The organism is Geobacillus sp. LYN3 (assembly GCF_003064505.1).
Lineage (GTDB): Bacteria > Bacillota > Bacilli > Bacillales > Anoxybacillaceae > Parageobacillus_B > Parageobacillus_B toebii.
This window is the reverse complement of record NZ_QCWL01000001.1, coordinates 2310459-2331451: the sequence shown is the minus strand read 5'-3', so window position 1 is coordinate 2331451 and position 20993 is coordinate 2310459. Positions and strand designations below refer to the sequence as shown.

Here is a 20993-nt window from a genome sequence, read left to right as displayed (position 1 = left end):
GCTCCAAGGATGCCTTACGATGCTCCATGGGATGGCGGATGTGGAGTTTTCATAAAACTTTTGACGCTACCCTAAGCAGCGGGGGCTGTTTTTTTTGATGGCAGAGCGAAAAAGAATAGGGAAGCTAATGAGTAATGATGCGTTTATTTCGAACGATACAAAATATATAGTGGTATAGACAACTAGATGATATGATGTTAATATAATTATATAGAAAGAAGGTGCAATAATCAGTGAAACGATGGTTGCTTAAAAATGCGGTTATATATGCGGAAACAGGAAAAATCGAGCAAGGATATGTGCTGACAGAGGGAGACAAAGTGATTGAAGTAGGGCCGATGTCCTCATGCCCAGCTTCTAGTGAAGCGGAGGTGATAGAGCTTGACCCAAGTTTCTCCGTTGTACCAGGGTTTATTGATGTCCATATCCACGGCGCGTCTGGAGCTGATGTAATGGATGCGACAGACGAATCGTTGCGCACAATGGCAAAAACATTGCCAAAGGAAGGCACAACAAGTTTTTTAGCGACGACGATGACCGCACCGATTGCGGATATTGAACGTGCTTTGCAAAACGTTGCGCAATATATATATAGCAGCAATCCACCCGGAGAAGCAGAGGTGCTTGGCATTCATTTAGAAGGTCCATTTATTTCTCCAAAACGAGCGGGAGCGCAGCATCCAAAAAATATTATTGAACCAAACATCGAACTATTTCAAAAATGGCAGAACATCGCGAATGGACATATTCGTCTTGTCACGCTGGCGCCGGAAGAAAAGAATGGATTGGCGCTTGCGGCATACTTAAAAGAAACTGGTGTCGTCGCCTCGATTGGTCATTCCGATGCGGTTTACGAACAAGTAACCGCCGCCATTCAATCAGGAGTGACCCATGCCACTCATTTATTCAACGGCATGCGCGGTATTCATCATCGCGAGCCGGGAGTTGCCGGAGCGGTTCTTATGCACGATGAAGTTGTATGTGAACTAATTGTCGATGGAATTCATGTTGCGCCGGAAATGGTCCGCTTTGCGTACAAAATGAAGGGCTGTGATGGTCTCATATTAATTACGGATGCGATGCGCGCGAAATGTCTCGGCGCCGGTATATATGAACTTGGCGGTCAAGAAGTCATTGTTCAAGGAGAAAAAGCAACATTACGGGACGGCACGCTGGCCGGAAGCATCTTAAAATTAGGCGATGCAGTGAAAAACATCATGTCTTTTACCGGTTGTACGCTGGAAGATATTATACGCATGGCTAGCTGGAATCCGGCAAAGCAGTTAGGCGTTTCAGACAAAAAAGGAAGCATCCGCGCCGGGAAAGACGCTGATCTTGTCGTATTAGACGAACAGCATCATGTTGTGATGACGATATGCCGTGGTAAACTTGCCTATTCAAAATAAAAAAGGGGGATCGGACGATGAAATTAATTGAAGCAGCCAACTATGAAGAGATGAGCCAAAAGGCGGCTGACATCATTATTGCCCAGGTAAAGGAAAAACCTGATTCCGTTCTTGGTCTTGCTACGGGATCGACAATGCTTGGCACATATAAACAATTAGTCGAGGATCATCGCCAAAATGGAACATCTTATCGAAACGTTCGTACGGTCAATTTAGATGAATATATTGGTTTGTCACCCGATCACCCGAACAGCTATCGTTACTATATGAATCAACATTTATTTTCCCATATCGATATCCCGCTTTCGCAAACATATATTCCAAATGGAGCAAGCGATGATGTGGAGGCGGAATGTCGACGCTATGAACAGCTAATTGAAAGTTTGGGAGGAATTGATTTACAGCTGTTAGGAATTGGAAGAAATGGACATATCGGTTTTAATGAGCCAGGGACATCGTTTTCGGCACCGACGCATGTAGTCGAGCTGGCGCCGTCAACACGGCAAGCGAATGCCCGCTTTTTTCCATCTTTCAATGATGTACCGCGCCAAGCGATTACAATGGGAATCGCAACGATTATGAAAAGCCGTCATATATTGCTATTAGCGTCAGGAACGGCGAAAGCGCCAATTATGGCGAAGCTGTTCGAAGAAACCGTGACTACCGATGTGCCGGCATCGGTGCTTCATACTCATCCGAACGTCACGGTAATTGCTGATCAAGATGCATTGTCGCTTGTACCAGATGAAAAACGAAAGGTGTATGCAAAATGATTAGCAAAAACTCACCGCTTCCTATCTACTATCAATTAGAGCAAGGAATTAAAGAAATGATCGAAAAAGGGCAGCTCAAGCCGGGAGAAATGATTCCGTCCGAGCGGGAACTGGCAGAAACATACGATATTAGCCGAATGACTGTTCGACAGGCGATCAATAACTTAGTGAATGATGGATATTTAGTAAGAAAACGCGGCAAAGGAACATTTGTTGCCGCGACAAAAATCGAACAGCCGCTGAAAGGGCTTACAAGTTTTTCGGAAGATATGCGCGCTCGTGGCATGGAACCTGGAACAAATGTGCTCGATTTCAACATTGTTCCTGCCAGTACGTCGTTAGCACAGCTGCTCGACGTCCGCGAAGGAGCGGATCTTTACGAAATCCGCCGCGTTCGTCTTGCCGACGGGCTGCCGATGGCACTCGAAACATTATATATTCCATGTATGCTTGTTCCTCGGTTAACCCGCGAAATTGTAAGCGGTTCCGTTTATGATTTTATTGAAAAAGAATTAGGGTTGGCCATTCAATCGGGCGTGCAAATAATTGAAGCTTCCGTCGCCCGCAAGATGGAGGCGGAGCTGTTGCAAATAAAGGAAGGTGCGCCTGTATTGCTCATGCAGCGCAGAAGTTATTTAAATAACGGACGGCCTCTAGAAGTCGTCAAATCGGTTTACCGTGGCGACCGCTACAAATTGACGATTGAGATGGAACGTTCAAAATAAAAAGAGGGGGAATTTTTATGTTAGGATTTTTACAGCGGCTTGGAAAAGCGTTTATGCTGCCGGTTGCCGTCCTGCCGGCAGCGGGGTTATTGCTCCGTTTAGGACAGCCGGATTTATTGGATATTCCGTTTATCGCCGCAACAGGGGATGCTGTTTTTGCGAACCTGCCGCTCATTTTCGCGATCGGGGTTGCCGTTGGCTTTGCCAAAGATGGAAACGGCGCAGCGGCGCTGGCCGGGGCGATCGGCTACTTTGTGTTAACAAAGGGGGCCGCTGCCATTGACAAAGATATCAATATGTCCGTGTTAGGTGGAATCATTTCCGGTGTGATTGCCGGTCTGTTGTATAACCGCTACCATAATATTAAATTGCCAGATTGGCTAGGATTTTTTGGGGGCAAGCGGTTTGTTCCAATTGTGACCTCGTTTGTCATGCTTATATTGGCACTTGTTTTCGGATATGTATGGCCGCCGATTCAGGACGGCATTAACGCGGTCGGCAAATGGATTGTCGGCGCCGGCGCGATTGGGGTAGGCGTTTTCGGCTTTTTGAACCGGTTGCTCATTCCGGTTGGCTTGCATCACGTCTTAAATAGCTTCGTATGGTTTGTGTTTGGCGAGTACAATGGAAAAACAGGGGATTTATGGCGGTTCTTCGCGGGTGACCCGGATGCCGGAATTTTCATGGCGGGATTTTTCCCGATTATGATGTTTGGTCTTCCAGCCGCAGCGCTCGCCATGATTGCCGCAGCGAAAAAAGAGCGGCGCAAAGAAGTATCCGGTGCGCTCATTAGCGTGGCGCTGACTGCCTTTTTAACGGGAATTACCGAACCGATTGAGTTTTTGTTTATGTTTTTATCGCCATTGCTTTATGTCGCTCACGCCGTATTAACGGGGCTTTCGATGGCGATTGCGACGATGCTCGATATTCATCACGGGTTTACTTTCTCGGCCGGCGCGATTGACTTTTTCTTAAACTATGGAATTGCGCAAAAACCGTATCTATTAATCGTGCAAGGAATTATCTATGCCGTCGTTTATTTCGTTGTGTTCTATTTCTTGATTGTCAAATTAGATTTAAAAACGCCTGGCCGTGAAGAAATCGAAGGCGAATTCACGGCAAGCGGCGCAGCGTCATCGGGCGGCTACAAAGACGTTGCGGTACAGTATATGGAAGCGCTGGGCGGTAAAGATAACCTCACCCAGATCGACAACTGTGTGACCCGCCTGCGCTTAAAAGTAAAAGACATGTCGAAAGTCAATGAGGACGAACTGAAACGTTTAGGCGCAAAAGGGGTCATCCGCCTCAATCAAACGGATGTGCAGGTCGTTGTCGGCACGGATGTCGAGTTTGTCGCCAACGAACTGAAAAAGCTATAACCAGGAGGAAAGCGTTCCAGCTCTTTTCGTTAGTGGAAAAGAGCTGGAATGTCTATTTTCATAGAGATGTGATAGATCAAGGGGGGATTTGCCAATGAAGCGGTTGCTAGACTGCAGCGCCTCGGATTTTTGCCGTATGAACGGAAAAGAGCTGAAACAATCGATTCGGGCAGCGGAAGGAAGAACGATCGTTGCAGAAGTAATCAGCTCTGTTGCCCCGCTTTATCCGGCGGTGACGAATGCGGAATTGGCCGCGGCGTTTGGCGCGGATTTAATTCTATTGAACATGTTTGATGTATTCCGGCCGCTGGTAAACGGGTTGGATACGAAGGAGCCACATCAAATGGTGAAGCGTCTGAAGCAGTTAACGGGGCGTCCAATTGGCGTCAATTTGGAGCCTGTTGACCCGAACGCGAGGCAGTTAGAGAGTCTTGCTTCTCTTCCAAAAGGAAGGATGGCAACAGAAGAATCACTGCAAGAAGCAAAACGTCTAGGTTTCGATTTTATCTGCCTAACCGGAAATCCGAAAACAGGTGTGACAAATAATGAAATTATCCGCGCGATCGAAACCGCACGTGCCGTTTTTAGAGAAGACGGTCTCATTATCGCTGGGAAAATGCACGCAGCTGGAGTGGCCGGCGAAACGGGAGCTAGCATTGTATCCGAAGAAATCGTTATGCGTTTTATTCGTGCCGGAGCTGATGTAGTTCTTATGCCGGCGCCAGGAACTGTACAAGGTGTGACCTTAGAAAAAACGGAAAAGCTAGTTCAGGTTGCCCACGAACATGGCGCGCTCGTTATGCTTACGATCGGCACAAGCCAGGAAGGAGCGGATGAACATACGATCCGCCAAATCGCGCTCGCAAGCAAAATGGCAGGAGCCGACCTGTATCATATCGGAGACGCCGGTTATCATGGCATCGCCATTCCGGAAAACATTATGACGTATTCGATTGCCATTCGTGGCAAACGCCATACGTATATTCGCATGGCAAGATCGCCATTGAGATAGTGAACATATATTGATTGTGTCATGATAGAGCTGTTACGAAGAAGGATGATTATTCCTTCTTCATTTTTTGTTGGAAGCAATCTTCGCAAATGATTTTGCCTTCCTGTTGGAGGAATGCCTTGATTTCTACTATTCCTCTGTATGCCGGATATCTCATATGAACATAAATCGGTTCATTTTTTTCAATTGTTTTGTTGCAAACAGAACAAGTTGGACGAATGCGAAACATAAGGCATCTATCCTTTCCAACTAGTGATGCGTTTATTATAGCATGAGAAGTTTCACTATTCTTCAAAAAATAGAAAAAATTTTAGGGATATTCCGTTTACTCATGATACAATAAAAGTAATTACCATTTTTTAAATAAGGAGAGGAGCTGCACGATGTTTGGAAAAGTCGCTGCCGATGTGCTTGGATTAAGCGATATCGGCTCGGTTATTAAACCGGAAAACTATGATAAAGTCGATGCCGATGATTACGTGATGCATGAAGACGGGGAAAAGATTTATTTCTTAATTAAATCGAAGTCGGATGAGTATTGCTTTACCAATAAAGCGCTTATTCATTTGGATGGCACGAGCGCAACAAGCAAAAAACGCGTATTGCGCCGCTATGATTATTACAAACATACGATTTCCGATGTGTCGCTCGAAACGGCAGGCACGGTCGATTTAGATGTGGAGATTAAGTTTAAAATCGGCGCCCATGCCTATTCGATTGACGTCCATAAAAAGCATTTAGAAGAACTAAAAGATTTATATAAATCGCTGCTCGCCATCTCTGAGCTTTGCCATGAAAACAAAACGAAGCTCGAGTACGCGCATAAAAGTTTGGAATTGACGGCAAACGTATTCGGGCAAGTGAAAAGTGACACAAATAATTTCGTTGCCGATTTCAAAGCGGTGAATGAACTTGCGTTTCAATGGCTCGTTGACGCGAAAACAAAATATACGGTGAAAGACTTCGGCTTTGTGTTTGAACGGTATATTAATAATTAATTGCATTGTAACCTCCGAATCGCTAAAAGTTCGGGGGTTTTAATGAATTGAAAACAATGAAACTTTGAATTTTTTATTGCCAAACGATCTTTCTTCCTTTAATATTATAACTGTCAATTGTTCGACAATTTTATACAATAGCGGCAAGGTGCCGAATGGAGCGATTCGCTCCTAATGGCTTAATAGGGAATCTGGTGAAAGTCCAGAACTGTCCCCGCAACTGTAAATGCTGACGAAATGAAATCGCCACTGTACGGTGGAATGGCAAGCGCCGTTTGCCGTATGGGAAGGTTCAGAGTAGGATGAAGCATGAGTCAGTAGACCTGCCTTGTTCGCTTATAGTTTCCTATCTTCGGGGGGTGAGATGAGGAAACGGCAACGGTGGCTGCCTTCGTGTATACATATTGCCGTTTCTCGCTCATTCCGAGTTAGGAATGAGTTTTTTTATTTTACATAAAGAAGGGGGAACAAAAAATGAAAAAATGGAAACAGTATGTCATGTTGCTCGTATTCATCCTTACATTTGGCTTCTTGTTTGGATGTAATGGAGAGAACGCAAGCAAAGAGCCTGCAAAAAAAGAAGAACCGAAAACGGAACAAGCGGCGTTTCCGGTAACGGTAAAAGATGGATTAGGCGAGGATGTAACGATACAGTCTGAGCCGAAAAAAATCGTTTCCTTAATTCCAAGCAACACAGAAATCGCCTATGCGCTGGGATTGGGAGAGAAAATCGTCGGTGTAAGCGATTTTGACAACTATCCGGAAGATGTAAAAAATAAGGAAAAAATAGGCGGCATGGAGTTTAATGTAGAGAAAGTCATTTCGTTGAAGCCAGATTTAGTGCTTGCCCATGCGTCTAGTGCACATAATTCGAAAGATGGTCTTCAGCAATTAAAAGATGCAGGCATTACTGTATTGGTTGTCAATGATGCGAAAACGTTTGATGATGTCTATCATTCGATCGAATTAGTTGGAAAAGCGACAGGAACTGCGGACAAAGCACAAGAAATCATCCAAAATATGAAAACAAAATTAGAAGCTATAAAAGAAAAAGCAAAGCAAATTAAAGAGGAAGATCAAGCAAAAGTATGGGTCGAAATATCACCAGCTCCAGAAATTTATACTGCTGGAAAAGGAACGTTTATTGATGAGATGCTCCAGGCGATCTCCGCGAAAAATGTCGCCGGTGATTTAGAAGGGTGGCCGATGGTTACGGAAGAAAAAGCGGTCGCGTACAAGCCGGATGTCATTATTACAACATACGGCGGAGCGAAGCAAGTGTTGGACCGTCCTGCTTGGAAAGATGTCCCGGCGGTGAAAAACAAACGGGTGTATGATGTAAATACAGACTTAGTAAGCCGTCCAGGTCCACGTTTGATCGAAGGAGTAGAGGAACTTGCAAAAACAATTTACCCGGATATTTTTAAGTAATATATGGATGTATGCAGTTGCAATAACGGTCGTTATTACTTCGCTCTTGCTGGGGATATCGATAGGTTCTCTATCGATTCCCTTTTCTATTATTATCAAGATTATTTTTTCGATCTCGTTTGGGTTGCCGTTGCCCGGCGATGTTCCCGATGATCTCGTGCAAATCGTGATGGCGATCCGCCTTCCACGCGTTGTGCTCGCGTTTCTTGTCGGGGCGTCGCTGGCGGTCGCGGGAGCTGCGTTTCAAGGGCTGTTAAAAAATGCGCTTGCCGATCCGTATACGCTCGGCGTGTCGTCAGGTGCTTCCGTTGGTGCTGTTTTTGTCATTTTCTTCGGTATTCAATTGCCGTTATTTGGTACATTTACGCTTCCTATTGTCAGCATTATATTTGGCCTTGTGACGCTCGTGCTTGTTCTTTTATTTACACGAGCGGTGGAGCGAAAAATGTCTGTAGAGACCATCATCCTAGTTGGAATTATGTTCGGGGCGTTTTTCAGCGCGCTTATTTCCTTAATGATTGCACTAACTGGAGAAGAATTGCGGCAAATTATTGCATGGCTGATGGGGAGCGTAGCGATGCGCGGCTGGAAATATACGATGATGATGCTTCCGTTTTTTCTCATCGGAGTGATCATGCTGCTTTTTAATGCGCGCGAACTGAACGCTTTTGCGTTTGGGGAGTCGGCCGCTATGCATATCGGGGTCGATGTGTTGAAGCGAAAAGTGATGATTTTAACCGGTGCTTCGCTGCTAACCGGCGCGGCGGTGTCTGTTTCCGGAACGATCGGTTTTGTCGGATTGGTCGTTCCACATATGGTTCGCCTCGTCTGTGGTCCGAACCATCGTCTTCTGTTGCCGCTTTCCCTATTGTATGGCGGTGCCTTTCTCGTTCTTACTGATTTATTGGCGCGTACGATTATTTCGCCGAGAGAATTGCCAATCGGCGTAATTACCTCATTGATTGGCGCACCTTTATTTGCACTACTATTTTTTCGAAGAATGCGAAGAAAGACGTGATGAATGTGCTTGAAGTAAACCATGTTTCTTACCACTATCATCGTAAACAAGTGCTTCATGATGTAACGTTTACCGTAGCAAAGGGAGAAGTATTTGGGATTTTAGGGCCAAATGGGAGCGGGAAAACGACCTTATTGAAACTGTTAAGCAAGGAGTTGTTATTACAAAACGGAAGCATAACAGTAAACGGCCGGCCGCTTCGTTCTTTTTCGCAAAAAGAATGGGCGCGCTTTGCCGCGGTGCTTCCGCAAACGGTTGATGCGGCATTCGGATATACGGTAAAAGAAACAGTGGAACTTGGAAGATATGCCCATCAAAGCGGTCTATTTCCGACATGGACGGAAGAAGATGAACAAGCGGTGAAAACAGCAATCGAAGAAGTTGGGCTAATGGAAAAAGCAGAAGAAGGGATTGACCGTTTGAGTGGGGGAGAACGTCAGCGTGTTTATTTAGCAAGAGCGCTTGCGCAGCAGCCTCAGCTTTTATTGCTAGACGAACCGACCAATCATATGGACATTACCCAGCAAATGAAGCTATTGGACCAGCTTGTCCGCTCGGCGAAGGAAAAAGAGTTAACGGTTATTGCGATTTTTCATGATATTAACATCGCTAGTTTATATTGTGACAGGCTTTTAATGTTAAAAAAAGGGGAGGTAGTCGCGCTAGGGACGCCGGAAGAGCTGATGGAACCTGAGATTTTCCGTTCTGTATTTCACGCGTCCGTAAGCAGGCAAGCACATCCGACCGTCTCTAAACCGCTTATGGCGTTTTTACGGGAATGGCAATTTCCGATATTACAACATAACGAACTGCGCGAACGATTCGCGTGGACAATGTTGGAGGACTGCGTCGTTGTAACCGCAACCGAGCCGCTTAAGGTGTTATCTTCCGCGCTTGTCGGATCAGGCTTTCAATGGGCGACTCATTTTGTCAATCGTCAAGTTTCAAAAGATTATGATTGCGAAGATGCGGAAACGGAAATGAAACATTATTTACGGCGCCGCGGCTTTCCCGTCCAAAAAACGATTGGAATGATGACCGCTGTTTCTGTCGAAGATACCGTCTGCATGTATGAGAAACATGATGCGTTTTCTGTATGGACCGTTGTTACCGCTGGAGTAGGAAATGCCGTTGATGCCGCACAAGCATGGAAACGAGAGGAATTAAGCCAAAAAGTCGGCACGATTAACATTATGGTATTTATCGACGGAACGTTGACGGATGCCGCTTATGTGCAGGCTTTAATGACGGCGACGGAAGCAAAAACAAAAGCATTATACGATGAAAAAATTGTCGATCCTGAAACAAGCACCTATGCAACAGGAACATCGACGGATTGCATCGCGATTGCCGCGACACAAACGGGAGCAACGTTTCCTTATGCTGGAACGATCACACCGATTGGAAAAGCGATCGGGCGAACCGTTTATGAAGCGACAAAGGAAGCCCTTCGCCGTTATAAACAGCGGAGGGAATCATTGTGAGTCATCTTTTGGCGATTGCTCTGGCGCTTGTGTTGGATTGGTTGTTTGGCGATCCTCGTTGGCTTCCGCACCCCGTGCGTGGAATCGGATCATTCATTTCCTTTTTCGACAAACGGCTTAATCAAGGGCGATATCGGCGCATGAAAGGGATTATTACCGTCGCGGCCGTAGCAGGAATGGTTTACTGCCTGGCGTCTCTTGTTGTATATATCAGTTATTCTCTTTCATGGATATTTGGCGTTATGATGGAAGCGGTCCTTATTTTTACGACGATTGCGACAAAAAGTTTACAAGAAGCTGCCTGGAATGTGCTTATTCCTTTAGAACAAGGAAAAATCGAAAAGGCTCGCCGCGAATTAAGCATGATTGTCGGCCGGGATACAGAAAATCTTGACGAACCGGAAATTGTGCGCGCTTGTGTAGAAACGGTGGCGGAAAATACGAGCGATGGAATTACCGCGCCGTTGTTTTACGCTTTCATCGGCGGGGCTCCATTGGCGCTTTTTTATCGGGCCGTAAATACGTGTGATTCGATGCTCGGCTATAAAAATGAGGCGTATCGCGAATTCGGTTGGGCGTCAGCGCGTTTGGATGATGTGGTCAATTATGTGCCTGCTCGTCTTACGGCGATGGTGATGATATTTATCCATAGCGGAAAGCGACTTCGTCATTGCTTGCGGGTGCTTTTTCGCGATGCTCGCAAACATCCAAGTCCAAACAGCGGATGGCTAGAATCGGCGATGGCGGCGCTTTTAGGCGTGCAGCTTGGCGGAACGAACACATATAACGGAATCGTTTCGCACCGGCCGACGATCGGCGATCCGCTCGTTCCGCTAAAAAAAGAACATATTCGCCATGCAGTGCGGATTATGCTCGTTACGGTTTTATCGTTTGCGATATTGCTGTTCATAGGAGGGATATTGATTGAATTTGCCAGCACATGGAGCAAATCCCCGCCAATTATATGAGCATCTTGGGATTCCAATTCCAGAAACTTACGTTGATTTTAGTGTCAACACAAATCCATATGTATTGCCGCTGTCGCTTTGGCCGAAACAAGCTGATTTTTGCGGTTGGGCGATGGAATATCCAGACCCGGATGCTTCTTTATTAGTTGATTTACTTGCGCGTATCGAAGGAATCGCACCAGAGCAAGTGCTGATTTCCAACGGCGCTTCGGAATGCATTCATTTGCTAGGACAATTATTTTCACGGAAACGAATTGGAATTGCGGAACCGACGTTTTCTGAATATCGCCGCGCTTGTGAGGCGCACCATTGTAAGATCGTTTCGATTGTCTCGAATGAGGAAAGCAACTGGAAATATAATCTAAGTGAGTTAACAACGTTATTAGGGGATGTTGATGCTTTCTTTTTATGCCATCCAAACAATCCAACCGGAACGGTGATGACGGAAGAAGATCTATATGCGTTGCTTGTGGCAGCGGAGAAGGCAGAGACATTTGTTGTCATCGATGAAGCGTTTTATCATTTTTGGATCGAAGGCTTTACCGCATTGCAGTGGGTGAACGACTTTTCCCATCTGATCGTTTTGCGTTCATTAACGAAAATCCATCATTTAGCCGGGGCGCGTATCGGCTATATGGTTGCCAATAAGGAAGTCATTGCGCAAGTAAAAGCATTGCAGCCGCCATGGAGCGTAAGTAGACTTGCCCAGCAGCTGGCGTTGCATTTTTTGCCGATGAACGAGTTTGTCGCACAAACAAAGCGGATGATTGCCAGTGAACGGGAGCGAATAACGACGATATTAAGCGAATATGGGTATTATGTTTCGCCATCGGTCGTTAATTTTTATTTATTACGGTTGCCAAATCGTTCCACAGAAGCGCTGCTTTATCATTTATTACAAAAAGGGATTGTACCGCGCCATACGATGAATTTCCGCGGCCTTGACGGCCATTATTTGCGTTTAGCGGTGAAGACGGAGGAAGAAAACGATCAATTGCTGCATGCGCTGAGGCGGTGGGCGCAATGATCGTGTTTATTAGCGGGGGTGTCCGAAGCGGAAAAAGCCGAATTGCTGAAACTTATGTACAAAAGCTGGCAACTCCAGAAAGTTCTTTACACTATATCGCAACGGCACGAGCGTTGGATAACGAAATGAAACAGCGGATTGATCATCACCAAAAGCGGCGAAAAAAACAACCGATGAAGTGGATCACATGGGAACAGTCGGTGCGGCTTGATAAACTGATTCCTGTTTTTACAAAAAGCGACGTCGTTTTGCTTGATTGTATAACGAACTGGCTTGCTAACGAATTGTTTGCTGATGAAAGCTGGCAAAAGGAAGCAAACTGTTTTCATAAGGCAAGACAAATGTGGATTGTGTTACAGCAATTAGAAAAAGCGTGCAAGGCGTTAATCATTGTCTCGAATGAATTATTTTCTGGAGGAGTGCCGGATGATTTAGGGACATATCATTTTATGAAAACGCTTGGGTGGCTTCATCAACAAATTGTCGCAAACGCTCAAATCGCCATTTTGGCGCAGAATGGCATAGCTGTTGTGAAAAAAGGAGAATCATTGTCATGAAAGCGGCTTGGAGCGGGTTTTTATTGTCTGTTCAATTTTTGACGGTGATTCCTATTCGGAAGCAGATTGATTGGAACGCTGCCACGGCACGCTGGTCTGTCCGCGCATTTCCGCTTGTCGGTGCGCTGATTGGCGTTATCGAAGCTGTTACGTATTTCATGTTTTCTTCGTTTTCTTCTCTTTCGCCATTGTTTCTTGCGCTTTCCCTCATGTGGCTATCTATTTGGATCGCAGGCGGATTGCACGCGGACGGTTGGATGGATGTAAGCGATGCGTTTTTTTCGTATCGGGATGTAAAGCGGCGTCAAGAAATCATGAGCGATTCGCGCGTCGGGGCATTTGCGGTATTATCGATTTTGTGTTTGCTTTCGTTTCGCTTTTTGTTTGTGTTTGAAACAATACGCTCCCATCTTGATATATTTCTCATTTCCGTCATTCCGCTGCTTTCAAGAACTGCGATGGCATGGCTGCTTATTTATGGAAAACCAGCAAAACAAACGGGCATGGCCGCTGCTTTTCGGGAACATGCCGATCGTTACGATGCGCATGTTGCAATGATTATTGGCAGCTGTTTGCTCGCGTGTTTATGCGCCATCCATTTTTCTGTTTGGAAAACCGTTATATTTTTAGCGTGTGGGACAATATTTGCTGTTTTCGTTGCACGTTTGTTTTTTGAAAAACAATTTGGCGGCATTACCGGTGATGCGCTTGGGGCGTTTGTCGAAGGAGTGGAGACGTGGCTATGGTGTATGATTTGGCTATTACGTTCATACGTCATGGTATGACGCCGGAAAATGAAGCAAGACGATATATCGGGCATACGGATGTACCGCTTGCAGAGCAGGAAAAAGCGCGGCTTCTTAAAGCAGACTTGCAGCTTTTTGCGCCTGTTGATTTGCTTGTATCAAGCGATTTGCTGCGGTGCCGGCAAACGTGTGAGTTGTTGTTTCGAAGTTATTCCGGTGCGAAATTCGAAATGGCGCAATGGCGGGAAATGCATTTTGGCGACTGGGAAGGAAAAACGTTTTTGGAGTTGAAAGAAATAAAAGAGTATCAAAAATGGTTGAATTCCCCGCTTTCGACTGTTCCTCCCAACGGGGAAGGCTATCAACAATTTCAAACAAGAGTGGAGCAAGCGTTGGAACAAACGATCATACTTGCCGAGAAAACAAATGCGAAACATGTCGCCGTCGCCACGCATGGCGGCCCGATTCGTTACGTATTGGAGCGCTATGCTCCGCAAGAACGGTCGTTTTGGGAATGGGCGGTGCCATTTGGCGGCGGGTATACACTGCAATCGACGCTCGAGAGGTGGAAGGAGAAAAAACGATGCATTTCATTGTCGGAGGTGCTTTTCAAGGAAAACGAAAATGGGCGTGCACTTACTACCGAATAACAGAACGGAAAGATGTCGTTTGGTATAACGGATATGAATGCGAATATGGCGAGCCAGATGCGAATATACTCGAACGAATCGTTGTGATGGAAGGATTGGAAGCAGCGATTCGGTGTATTCCAGATTTAGCTTATTGGAAACGCATGTTTCAAATATGGCATGAGTGGGAACGACAAAGTTCTGGACGAACGGTTGTGTGGATTGGTTCCGACATTACGCAGGGGGTTGTCCCGGTGGAAAAAGAAGAACGATTATGGCGCGATGTAACCGGCTGGTGTTACCAGCAATTGGTTCAGCTTTGCGACCGCGTCGATCGTGTTTGGTGCGGATTAGCAGAACGAATGAAATAAGGGGGAGAAACGATATGAGACTATATACGAGAACAGGTGACAAAGGAAAAACGAGTTTAATCGGCGGACGTGTCGATAAAGATCATCTGCGCGTGGAGGCGTACGGGACGCTAGATGAAGTAAATTCATTTGTCGGGCAGGCGATGACGCTGTTACATGATGAGAAATTTCAAGACATTTACGCTGAATTGCAAAAAATTCAACATGAATTATTTGATTGCGGCGGCGACTTGGCCATTGTGAATGGGAAGATTCCGTACAAAGTAACGGCAGATATGGTGACATTTTTGGAAACGCGCATCGATGAATATGTGAAAGAAGCTCCGCCGCTTGAAAAATTTATTTTGCCTGGCGGCTCTAAAGCTGCTGCGGCGCTTCATGTCGCCCGCACGGTAACAAGAAGAGCGGAACGGTGCATCGTGTCATTAAGCAAAGAGGAGCCGATTAATGAAATTGTATTGCAATACGTGAATCGTTTATCTGATTACTTTTTTGCTGTCGCCCGCGTCATTAACGCGCGTTTGGGAGTAAAAGACGTCGAATATGAACGGAGTGCGATCGTGTTTCGGGATAAGGAGGAGGAAAAATGATAGAGAATCGGAAACGATTTGCCATGATAATTGTGTTGATTAGTTTATCGGTGATCGGTTCGTTGTTGAAGCTGCCGACCTCGCTTGGCAGCATTGCCTTAGATAGCGCTCCCGCACTTGTTGCAGCAGCGATTCTTGGCCCGAGTATTGGCGCGTTCGTTGCCGCATTCGGCCATTTGGCATCGGCGTTTTTTGCCGGAGTTCCGTTAGGAGCGTTCCATATGCTGGTCGCTGTGGAAATGGCAGTGCTTGTATACGGATTTGCTTGGTTATATCGGCAGAAATGGACAAAGGCTGCTCTTTTCTTTTTCTTTGTCGGCAACTCTTTTTTGGCTCCGCTTCCATTTGCTTTATGGATGGGAAAAGCGTTTGTTTTGGCGGTTATTCCTTCTTTGACGATCGCAACCGTTGCGAACATCATCGTTTCTTTGCTTGTTATCCCGGTACTTTGGAAATGGAACATTATTGAATCGGAGAAGATGCCACGTGCGTGATGTATTGTTTATACCTTTTTATGATGGCATAGAGTTAGTGGTTGCGGCGGATGGTTCGGCAGCAATTGGAGAGAAAGAGAAGGATGTTGTACACGCTCCATATGATGTCGTTTCGTATTTTGCTGCGCGCGTTGCATTCATGGAAGTATTGAGCGTTGGGGCGAAGCCGCATGCCGTGGTACTGCAAAATTTTGTGCATGATGAAGCGTGGGAAACACTTTGCAATGGCATCCGCAGGACGTGTCAAGAATTGCATATAGACATTCCGGTCATCGGGAGCAGTGAAACGAATTTTCCAACGTTGCAGTCCGCTGTTGGAATAACGGTTGTCGGTACGGTACAAACAGAGCGAAAACGGGTCGGAATAACACCAAAAGATGCAAAATTTGCGGTAATCGGCGAGCCGCTTGTTGGAGATGAAGTATTGAAGCGTAAGGAACGTATGCTTTCTCTTTCGTTATTTCAAGCACTATTGAGACAAACGTATGTTTATGAAATTGTTCCGGTTGGTTCAAAAGGAATTTATTATGAATTGCAACAGTTGCTTCAGGACAACGGTCTTTCCTCTTTCTCTTGTTCCTGCTCGTTGCCGCTTTTTGCTTCATCCGGTCCGGCTACTTCTGTATTAATAAGCTATGATCCTCATATGGAAGAAGAAATAAAGAAGATGGTAAAAGATTTATTTTTTTCGATCGAATTGCGCTTATAGATTAGTAGAGATGAAAGGGAAGAATATTCCGTAAATATTCTTCCTTTTTTTGCGAAGAAACTTTATGATAGTTGTAACGAAACGATTGTTCTATCGACAGATGTAGTAGAATGGGAGGAGAAAGGATGGACTCCGTTTTTGAGGAGTTGTACGAAAAGTATCATGATGACATTTTTAATTTTTTATTTTATATGGTACGAAATCGAGAACAGGCAGAAGATCTTGTTCAAGAAGTATACATAAAAGTATTGCGTTCGTATAAGCGATTTAAGGGGGAAAGCAGCGAAAAAACGTGGCTGCTATCGATTGCTCGCCATGTGGCAATCGATTTTTTTCGCAAACAAAAAAGCTGGCGGCGGAGAGTGTCAGAAAAATTCGATTGGAACGATGATCAGCTTTGTGATATGCAGCCACTCCCGGAGGAAATTGCGATTCAAAAAGAAGAAATTCAACGGATGTACCGTTGTTTAGAGCGTTGTACCATTGATCAGCAACTTGTCATTGTACTCCGCTTTATTCAGTCACTATCGATCGCAGAAACAGCAGAAACGTTAGGATGGACGGAAAGCAAAGTAAAAACAACGCAACACCGGGCATTAAAAGTATTAAAAAAGTATATGGAGGAAGAAGCGGCGAAAGGGGGAAAACAACATGAAAAAATTTCGGTGGAATGACGAATGCCTCCAATATACGTTGCAACAAATGCCGATGATCAAAGATCATCGTTCGAAAGAAGAAGTGTACCGACAATTGATGAAAGCAAGAAAAACAGCACGTTTGAAAGCGTGGTTTCTTCCATCGTTTGCTTCGATCGTTGCAGTCATGATCGTTGTTGTCATTAGTGTGCACAGCCTCCCGTTTACCAAACAGACAGAAGAAAAATCGGATAAATCTGTCATTACGTTGCAAGCTGATCAGCGTTCCAATATGAGTCAACCGCTTTTGTCAGCAAACCAATACAGCGAGTTTCCATCGCACATTGTTACAAAAGAAGCTTTGAATGATCAAGATGTTGCTGTACTAGGGCTTCCCGACCAGCAGTCTCAAATCGTGATTCCGATTAGTGTGCCAGTCCCAAAGCATGAGTCGGTAAAATGGCAGCTAGAAACGGCCAAAACACAAATTGATGAACAAAAATGGGGAGTCTCGAAACATTTGCTTAATGGGGTAACGATGGTGCCTTCTCGTGAAAGCAAACGAGTTTGGCTTGTTTATGTTTCGAAACAACATCCGGTTTTTTTGGAAGGAAGAGTGAGTGAGTCGCTGTTTTTATCCAGTATTGAAGAAACCATTCGATGGATGGGTGGCAAGAAAATTCGCTTTTTTACGGGAAATAAAGAAGGGATGAAACTAAGTCATAAAGGATATATAGAATCGATGGAAATTCCAAAAAAGAAGCGGGCGTATTATTTATATCAACTCAGTTCGTCGCATCCTGTATATCTCGTTCCGTCCCCCCAACATTTCCCAACATTTCACAACGCGTTAAGACAAATGCAAAAAGATGCTAGTGCATCACTGCGATCAACGATTCCGCGGGGAGTGCAAATTGAGAAAGTAGATGTGCAACAGGATCACGTCGTTGTTCAATTTACTGAGGATTCAAAGCTTGATGTATCGCCATCGTTATGCTGGATGGTGGAAGCAATTTTACTTACCGCTAAGGAGTTTGGTTTTCGCTCGGTGACGTTTATGGGGGGAAATGTAAAACAGATCGGTCCATATATATTTGGCAAGAAGATTGATGTACCCGTTGGCCCAAATCCGATGATGGCGACTTTGCATACAAGATAAGGGAGGCAGTATTTTTTAATGTCAATGAAGTTCTATTTGTTTTTTTTTGACATAATACTATATGGTGTAAAAATAACAAGGAGGGATGAGCGACGATGGGTGATGTGGTGAGACGATTGCTTGTAGTGGCGGGAATGGCCGTTTGCATTCGGTTATTATTTATGGTAGGGTTAACTGGTTAACGTTTCGAAAATTCGTGAAAATCGTTGTCCTCTCGCATTTTCATACGATATAATGATAGAAACATAGTGGGAGGCGATTTGTGAATGTTAACAGACTACCATAACCATCTAGAACGCGGAACGCTGACATTGGACTATTTGCGGCAATTTACCGATGAAGCGGCGCGGAAAGGAATTCAACATTTCGGTATATCCGAACATGCCTATCATTTTTATCAAACGAAAAATATTTTATCGAATCCATGGGTAGACGAACGTCGCTATTATGATATGGCAGATTATGTCCGTCTTTTCCATGAGGCGTGGGATGCCGGAATTGATGTAAAAATGTCTATCGAAATGGATTATACGCCAGGAAAACATGAAGAGATGGCGGCGTTTATTCGATCATATGAGTTTGATTATGTCATCGGTTCCATTCACTGGATCGATGATTTCGGCATTGACTTAGCGGAATATCGAAAGGAATGGGAACGCCGGGATTTGTACGATACATATCGCAAATATTTTGACCAAGTCGTTACTTTAGCCGAGTCGAACTTATTTGATATTATCGGTCATATAGATCTGGTCAAAATATTTAAATATGTTCCGGAGGATGAGGAATTTTTATTAGAGCAATATGATCGTGCCACAACAGCGCTTGCGAATTCCAAAACATGTGTGGAAATCAGCACTGCTGGACTCCGCAAGCCAGTCGGTGAGCTATATCCGGATAAGCGGCTGTTGCAAATGTGCTATGATAAGGGAATTCCGATTGTGCTTTCGTCTGATGCGCACGTTCCAGAGCACGTGGGGGCGGATTACGACAAGGCGATTGCGCTGGCGAAAAGCGTCGGCTATACGGAGCTGATGACGTTTCAAAAAGGGGAGCGTAAAGCGGTGCCGCTTGGATAAGAGAAAAGCAACGGAAAAAGGAATGGGAAATTCCCATTCCTTTTTTGCTTATGAAACTTCTAATCTTTTTACCGTTTCAATATCTTCAATTTCAGCTAATTTCTGAAGTAAAGCGTCATCAATCGGTTTATCTAACGAAAGCATCATAATTGCCTTTCCACCTGCCTGCTCGCGTCCGACTTGCATTGTAGCGATATTTACTTGATGTTCGCCGAGGACGTTTCCGACCTTTCCGATCATTCCTGGTCGGTCTTGATGCTGGATGTAAAGAAGATGTTCATCTGGTGCAAAATCAATCGTAAATCCATCGAAGTGAACGATGCGGTCTCCATAGTTTGGAATGTGCGAGCCTTTAATCGTAAACGTTCTGTTTTCCCCGTGTACGGTAAGGGAAATGCAATTTGCGTAACCATGTGTTTCATCGGAAAATTTTTCTCCATACGTAATGCCGCGTTCTTTTGCGATCATGGCGGCATTCACTTCGTTAACCGTCGAAGCGACGCGCGGCCGTAAAAATCCAGCGAGCAAGCTGCGAGTGATATATGTTGTTTCTAAATCGGCAACCGTTCCCGCATAGGTTACGGATAGTTCTTGGACAGGAATATTCATATATTGTGATGCGATCGTGCCCATTTTTTTCGCTAAATTGTAGAATGCTTGAATTTTTTCATATACGTCTTTAGACAATGATGGTAGATTAATAGATGATGTAACTGGTTTTCCTTCTAAAAAGTGTAATATTTCCTCGGCAACTTGTGTAGCAACATTGAGCTGCGCCTCTATAGTCGAAGCGCCAAGGTGAGGGGTGACAATCACATTATCAAACGCAAAAAGCGGATGATCGCCTGGCGGTTCTTGTTCGAATACGTCGAGAGCTACCCCTGCAACATGGCCGCTTTGAAGAAATGGAATTAATGCTTGTTCGTCAATAATACCGCCGCGGGCACAGTTGATAAGGTATACGCCCTTTTTCGTTTTGGCCAAATTTTTTTCGCCAAGAAGCCCCTTTGTTTCTTTAGTTAATGGGGTGTGTACGGTAATAATATCAGAGCAAGCAAGCACTTCATCAAGTGTATGGATCGATACACCAAGTTTTTCCGCCCGTTCTTTTGTTAAAAATGGATCATATACGTGAACCGTCATGCCGAATGCGCGCGCGCGTTTGGCTACTTCGGATCCGATGCGGCCAAATCCGATAATTCCTAAATGTTTTCCTTGCAACTCTGTTCCAACGAACGCGGAACGATTCCACTCCCGGGATTTCACAGAAACATGTGCTTGCGGAATATGGCGCACAAGCGCAGCCATCATAGCAAATGTGTGTTCAGCAGCAGAAATCGTATTTCCGTTTGGAGCATTAATAACGACAATCCCGCGCTTCGTTGCTGCTTCCACATCAATATTGTCAACTCCCACACCAGCGCGCCCGATGATTTTTAAATTTGGCATTTTGGAAAGGAGTTCTTCTGTCACTTTCGTAGCGCTGCGAACAAGCAAGGCGTCAAATTCATGAAGTTGTTCTTCTACTTCTGTTACCTTTTTTTGTACGATTTCAATTTGTTCGGATTTTCGTAGTGGGGCTAATCCTTCTTCGCTAATTGCGTCGGAAACTAAAATGCGAAACACGGTGGTGAGCTCCTTTCTTTTTTCAAGGATTTTAAATTTTTGATAATTTAACATAATAAATTACCATCTGTCAATGATATGATAAGAAGTCATACCAATGTAAACGTTTTTATCTTAATTAGGCGAGAAGACTCCCACTTCAACGAAGCGAAGCGGAGTAAGTGGGAGATGAATCGC

At 44.9% G+C, this 20993-nt stretch carries 22 protein-coding genes and 1 riboswitch; of the genes, 21 read left to right on the top strand and 1 reads right to left on the bottom strand.

What is annotated here, in order from left to right:
* The first annotated feature begins 233 nt into the window (after positions 1-233).
* The 21 genes from nagA to DCC82_RS12085 all read left to right on the top strand — a co-directional run bounded on the left by nagA (position 234) and on the right by DCC82_RS12085 (position 19190).
* Positions 234-1406, top strand: a complete 1173-nt coding sequence (gene nagA / locus DCC82_RS12190) for an N-acetylglucosamine-6-phosphate deacetylase (RefSeq protein ID WP_097354702.1) — start codon at positions 234-236, stop codon at positions 1404-1406.
* 17 nt (positions 1407-1423) lie between these two features.
* The gene (nagB, locus tag DCC82_RS12185) at positions 1424-2179 is read left to right on the top strand and encodes a glucosamine-6-phosphate deaminase (RefSeq protein ID WP_015864346.1); all 756 of its coding nucleotides are present in this window, start codon (positions 1424-1426) and stop codon (positions 2177-2179) included.
* Positions 2176-2904 carry a GntR family transcriptional regulator gene (locus tag DCC82_RS12180; RefSeq protein WP_081188232.1) on the top strand — a complete coding sequence of 243 codons (729 nt, stop codon included), beginning with the start codon at positions 2176-2178 and terminating at the stop codon, positions 2902-2904. Before nagB ends, DCC82_RS12180 begins: the two co-directional genes overlap by 4 nt.
* A gap of 17 nt (positions 2905-2921) precedes the next feature.
* Entirely contained in the window at positions 2922-4283 is a 1362-nt protein-coding gene (gene nagE / locus DCC82_RS12175; protein WP_097354701.1) for an N-acetylglucosamine-specific PTS transporter subunit IIBC, read from the top strand.
* A 94-nt stretch (positions 4284-4377) separates the two neighbouring features.
* Entirely contained in the window at positions 4378-5295 is a 918-nt protein-coding gene (locus DCC82_RS12170) for a DUF7916 family protein (RefSeq protein WP_097354700.1), read from the top strand.
* Between the two features lie 383 nt (positions 5296-5678).
* Positions 5679-6293, top strand: coding sequence for a PH domain-containing protein (locus tag DCC82_RS12160; protein WP_015864343.1), 615 nt, complete (start codon positions 5679-5681; stop codon positions 6291-6293).
* A 130-nt stretch (positions 6294-6423) separates the two neighbouring features.
* Positions 6424-6638, top strand: a riboswitch (cobalamin riboswitch).
* A 129-nt stretch (positions 6639-6767) separates the two neighbouring features.
* Entirely contained in the window at positions 6768-7724 is a 957-nt protein-coding gene (locus DCC82_RS12155; RefSeq protein ID WP_097354699.1) for an ABC transporter substrate-binding protein, read from the top strand.
* Complete coding sequence (locus DCC82_RS12150; protein ID WP_062677597.1) at positions 7690-8742, top strand: FecCD family ABC transporter permease; 1053 nt, start codon at positions 7690-7692, stop codon at positions 8740-8742. Before DCC82_RS12155 ends, DCC82_RS12150 begins: the two co-directional genes overlap by 35 nt.
* Positions 8742-10226 (top strand): adenosylcobinamide amidohydrolase, encoded by a 1485-nt coding sequence (locus DCC82_RS12145; RefSeq protein WP_062677596.1) that lies wholly within the window; start codon positions 8742-8744, stop codon positions 10224-10226. The genes DCC82_RS12150 and DCC82_RS12145 overlap by 1 nt, the downstream gene beginning before the upstream one ends.
* Positions 10223-11194, top strand: a complete 972-nt coding sequence (gene cbiB, locus DCC82_RS12140) for an adenosylcobinamide-phosphate synthase CbiB (RefSeq protein WP_062677595.1) — start codon at positions 10223-10225, stop codon at positions 11192-11194. The genes DCC82_RS12145 and cbiB overlap by 4 nt, the downstream gene beginning before the upstream one ends.
* On the top strand, positions 11151-12221 hold the full coding sequence (gene cobD / locus DCC82_RS12135) for a threonine-phosphate decarboxylase CobD (RefSeq protein WP_097354698.1): 1071 nt from the start codon (positions 11151-11153) through the stop codon (positions 12219-12221). Before cbiB ends, cobD begins: the two co-directional genes overlap by 44 nt.
* A complete protein-coding gene (locus DCC82_RS12130; RefSeq protein ID WP_015864337.1) occupies positions 12218-12778 on the top strand; it encodes a bifunctional adenosylcobinamide kinase/adenosylcobinamide-phosphate guanylyltransferase in 561 nt (186 codons plus the stop codon). The genes cobD and DCC82_RS12130 overlap by 4 nt, the downstream gene beginning before the upstream one ends.
* Entirely contained in the window at positions 12775-13563 is a 789-nt protein-coding gene (gene cobS, locus DCC82_RS12125) for an adenosylcobinamide-GDP ribazoletransferase (RefSeq protein ID WP_097354697.1), read from the top strand. Before DCC82_RS12130 ends, cobS begins: the two co-directional genes overlap by 4 nt.
* On the top strand, positions 13521-14174 hold the full coding sequence (locus DCC82_RS12120) for a histidine phosphatase family protein (RefSeq protein WP_015864335.1): 654 nt from the start codon (positions 13521-13523) through the stop codon (positions 14172-14174). Before cobS ends, DCC82_RS12120 begins: the two co-directional genes overlap by 43 nt.
* Positions 14108-14524 carry a bifunctional adenosylcobinamide kinase/adenosylcobinamide-phosphate guanylyltransferase gene (locus tag DCC82_RS12115; RefSeq protein ID WP_062677593.1) on the top strand — a complete coding sequence of 139 codons (417 nt, stop codon included), beginning with the start codon at positions 14108-14110 and terminating at the stop codon, positions 14522-14524. Before DCC82_RS12120 ends, DCC82_RS12115 begins: the two co-directional genes overlap by 67 nt.
* 14 nt (positions 14525-14538) lie before the next feature.
* The gene (locus DCC82_RS12110; protein ID WP_015864333.1) at positions 14539-15114 is read left to right on the top strand and encodes a cob(I)yrinic acid a,c-diamide adenosyltransferase; all 576 of its coding nucleotides are present in this window, start codon (positions 14539-14541) and stop codon (positions 15112-15114) included.
* Positions 15111-15608, top strand: a complete 498-nt coding sequence (locus tag DCC82_RS12105; RefSeq protein ID WP_015864332.1) for an ECF transporter S component — start codon at positions 15111-15113, stop codon at positions 15606-15608. The genes DCC82_RS12110 and DCC82_RS12105 overlap by 4 nt, the downstream gene beginning before the upstream one ends.
* Positions 15601-16317 carry an AIR synthase related protein gene (locus DCC82_RS12100; RefSeq protein WP_089097865.1) on the top strand — a complete coding sequence of 239 codons (717 nt, stop codon included), beginning with the start codon at positions 15601-15603 and terminating at the stop codon, positions 16315-16317. Before DCC82_RS12105 ends, DCC82_RS12100 begins: the two co-directional genes overlap by 8 nt.
* A 125-nt stretch (positions 16318-16442) precedes the next feature.
* Positions 16443-16991 carry an RNA polymerase sigma factor SigX gene (gene sigX, locus DCC82_RS12095; RefSeq protein WP_081188252.1) on the top strand — a complete coding sequence of 183 codons (549 nt, stop codon included), beginning with the start codon at positions 16443-16445 and terminating at the stop codon, positions 16989-16991.
* Positions 16969-18111 (top strand): GerMN domain-containing protein, encoded by a 1143-nt coding sequence (locus DCC82_RS12090; RefSeq protein WP_097354696.1) that lies wholly within the window; start codon positions 16969-16971, stop codon positions 18109-18111. Before sigX ends, DCC82_RS12090 begins: the two co-directional genes overlap by 23 nt.
* Positions 18112-18377: 266 nt before the next feature.
* Complete coding sequence (locus tag DCC82_RS12085; RefSeq protein WP_015864328.1) at positions 18378-19190, top strand: histidinol-phosphatase; 813 nt, start codon at positions 18378-18380, stop codon at positions 19188-19190.
* A gap of 48 nt (positions 19191-19238) precedes the next feature.
* Here the strand turns inward: DCC82_RS12085 and serA are convergent, their stop codons facing one another.
* Positions 19239-20816: a phosphoglycerate dehydrogenase gene (serA, locus tag DCC82_RS12080; protein WP_097354958.1), complete on the bottom strand. Its 1578-nt coding sequence runs from the start codon at positions 20814-20816 to the stop codon at positions 19239-19241.
* Positions 20817-20993 lie beyond the last annotated feature (177 nt).

Coding starts and splice junctions, on each gene's coding strand:
- nagB (WP_015864346.1), top strand. CDS start 1,424: ATGAAATTAATTGAAGCAGCCAACTATGAAGAGATGAGCCAAAAGGCG.
- DCC82_RS12180 (WP_081188232.1), top strand. CDS start 2,176: ATGATTAGCAAAAACTCACCGCTTCCTATCTACTATCAATTAGAGCAA.
- nagE (WP_097354701.1), top strand. CDS start 2,922: ATGTTAGGATTTTTACAGCGGCTTGGAAAAGCGTTTATGCTGCCGGTT.
- DCC82_RS12170 (WP_097354700.1), top strand. CDS start 4,378: ATGAAGCGGTTGCTAGACTGCAGCGCCTCGGATTTTTGCCGTATGAAC.
- DCC82_RS12160 (WP_015864343.1), top strand. CDS start 5,679: ATGTTTGGAAAAGTCGCTGCCGATGTGCTTGGATTAAGCGATATCGGC.
- DCC82_RS12155 (WP_097354699.1), top strand. CDS start 6,768: ATGAAAAAATGGAAACAGTATGTCATGTTGCTCGTATTCATCCTTACA.
- DCC82_RS12145 (WP_062677596.1), top strand. CDS start 8,742: ATGAATGTGCTTGAAGTAAACCATGTTTCTTACCACTATCATCGTAAA.
- DCC82_RS12130 (WP_015864337.1), top strand. CDS start 12,218: ATGATCGTGTTTATTAGCGGGGGTGTCCGAAGCGGAAAAAGCCGAATT.
- cobS (WP_097354697.1), top strand. CDS start 12,775: ATGAAAGCGGCTTGGAGCGGGTTTTTATTGTCTGTTCAATTTTTGACG.
- DCC82_RS12120 (WP_015864335.1), top strand. CDS start 13,521: ATGGTGTATGATTTGGCTATTACGTTCATACGTCATGGTATGACGCCG.
- DCC82_RS12115 (WP_062677593.1), top strand. CDS start 14,108: ATGCATTTCATTGTCGGAGGTGCTTTTCAAGGAAAACGAAAATGGGCG.
- DCC82_RS12110 (WP_015864333.1), top strand. CDS start 14,539: ATGAGACTATATACGAGAACAGGTGACAAAGGAAAAACGAGTTTAATC.
- DCC82_RS12105 (WP_015864332.1), top strand. CDS start 15,111: ATGATAGAGAATCGGAAACGATTTGCCATGATAATTGTGTTGATTAGT.
- sigX (WP_081188252.1), top strand. CDS start 16,443: ATGGACTCCGTTTTTGAGGAGTTGTACGAAAAGTATCATGATGACATT.
- DCC82_RS12090 (WP_097354696.1), top strand. CDS start 16,969: ATGAAAAAATTTCGGTGGAATGACGAATGCCTCCAATATACGTTGCAA.
- DCC82_RS12085 (WP_015864328.1), top strand. CDS start 18,378: ATGTTAACAGACTACCATAACCATCTAGAACGCGGAACGCTGACATTG.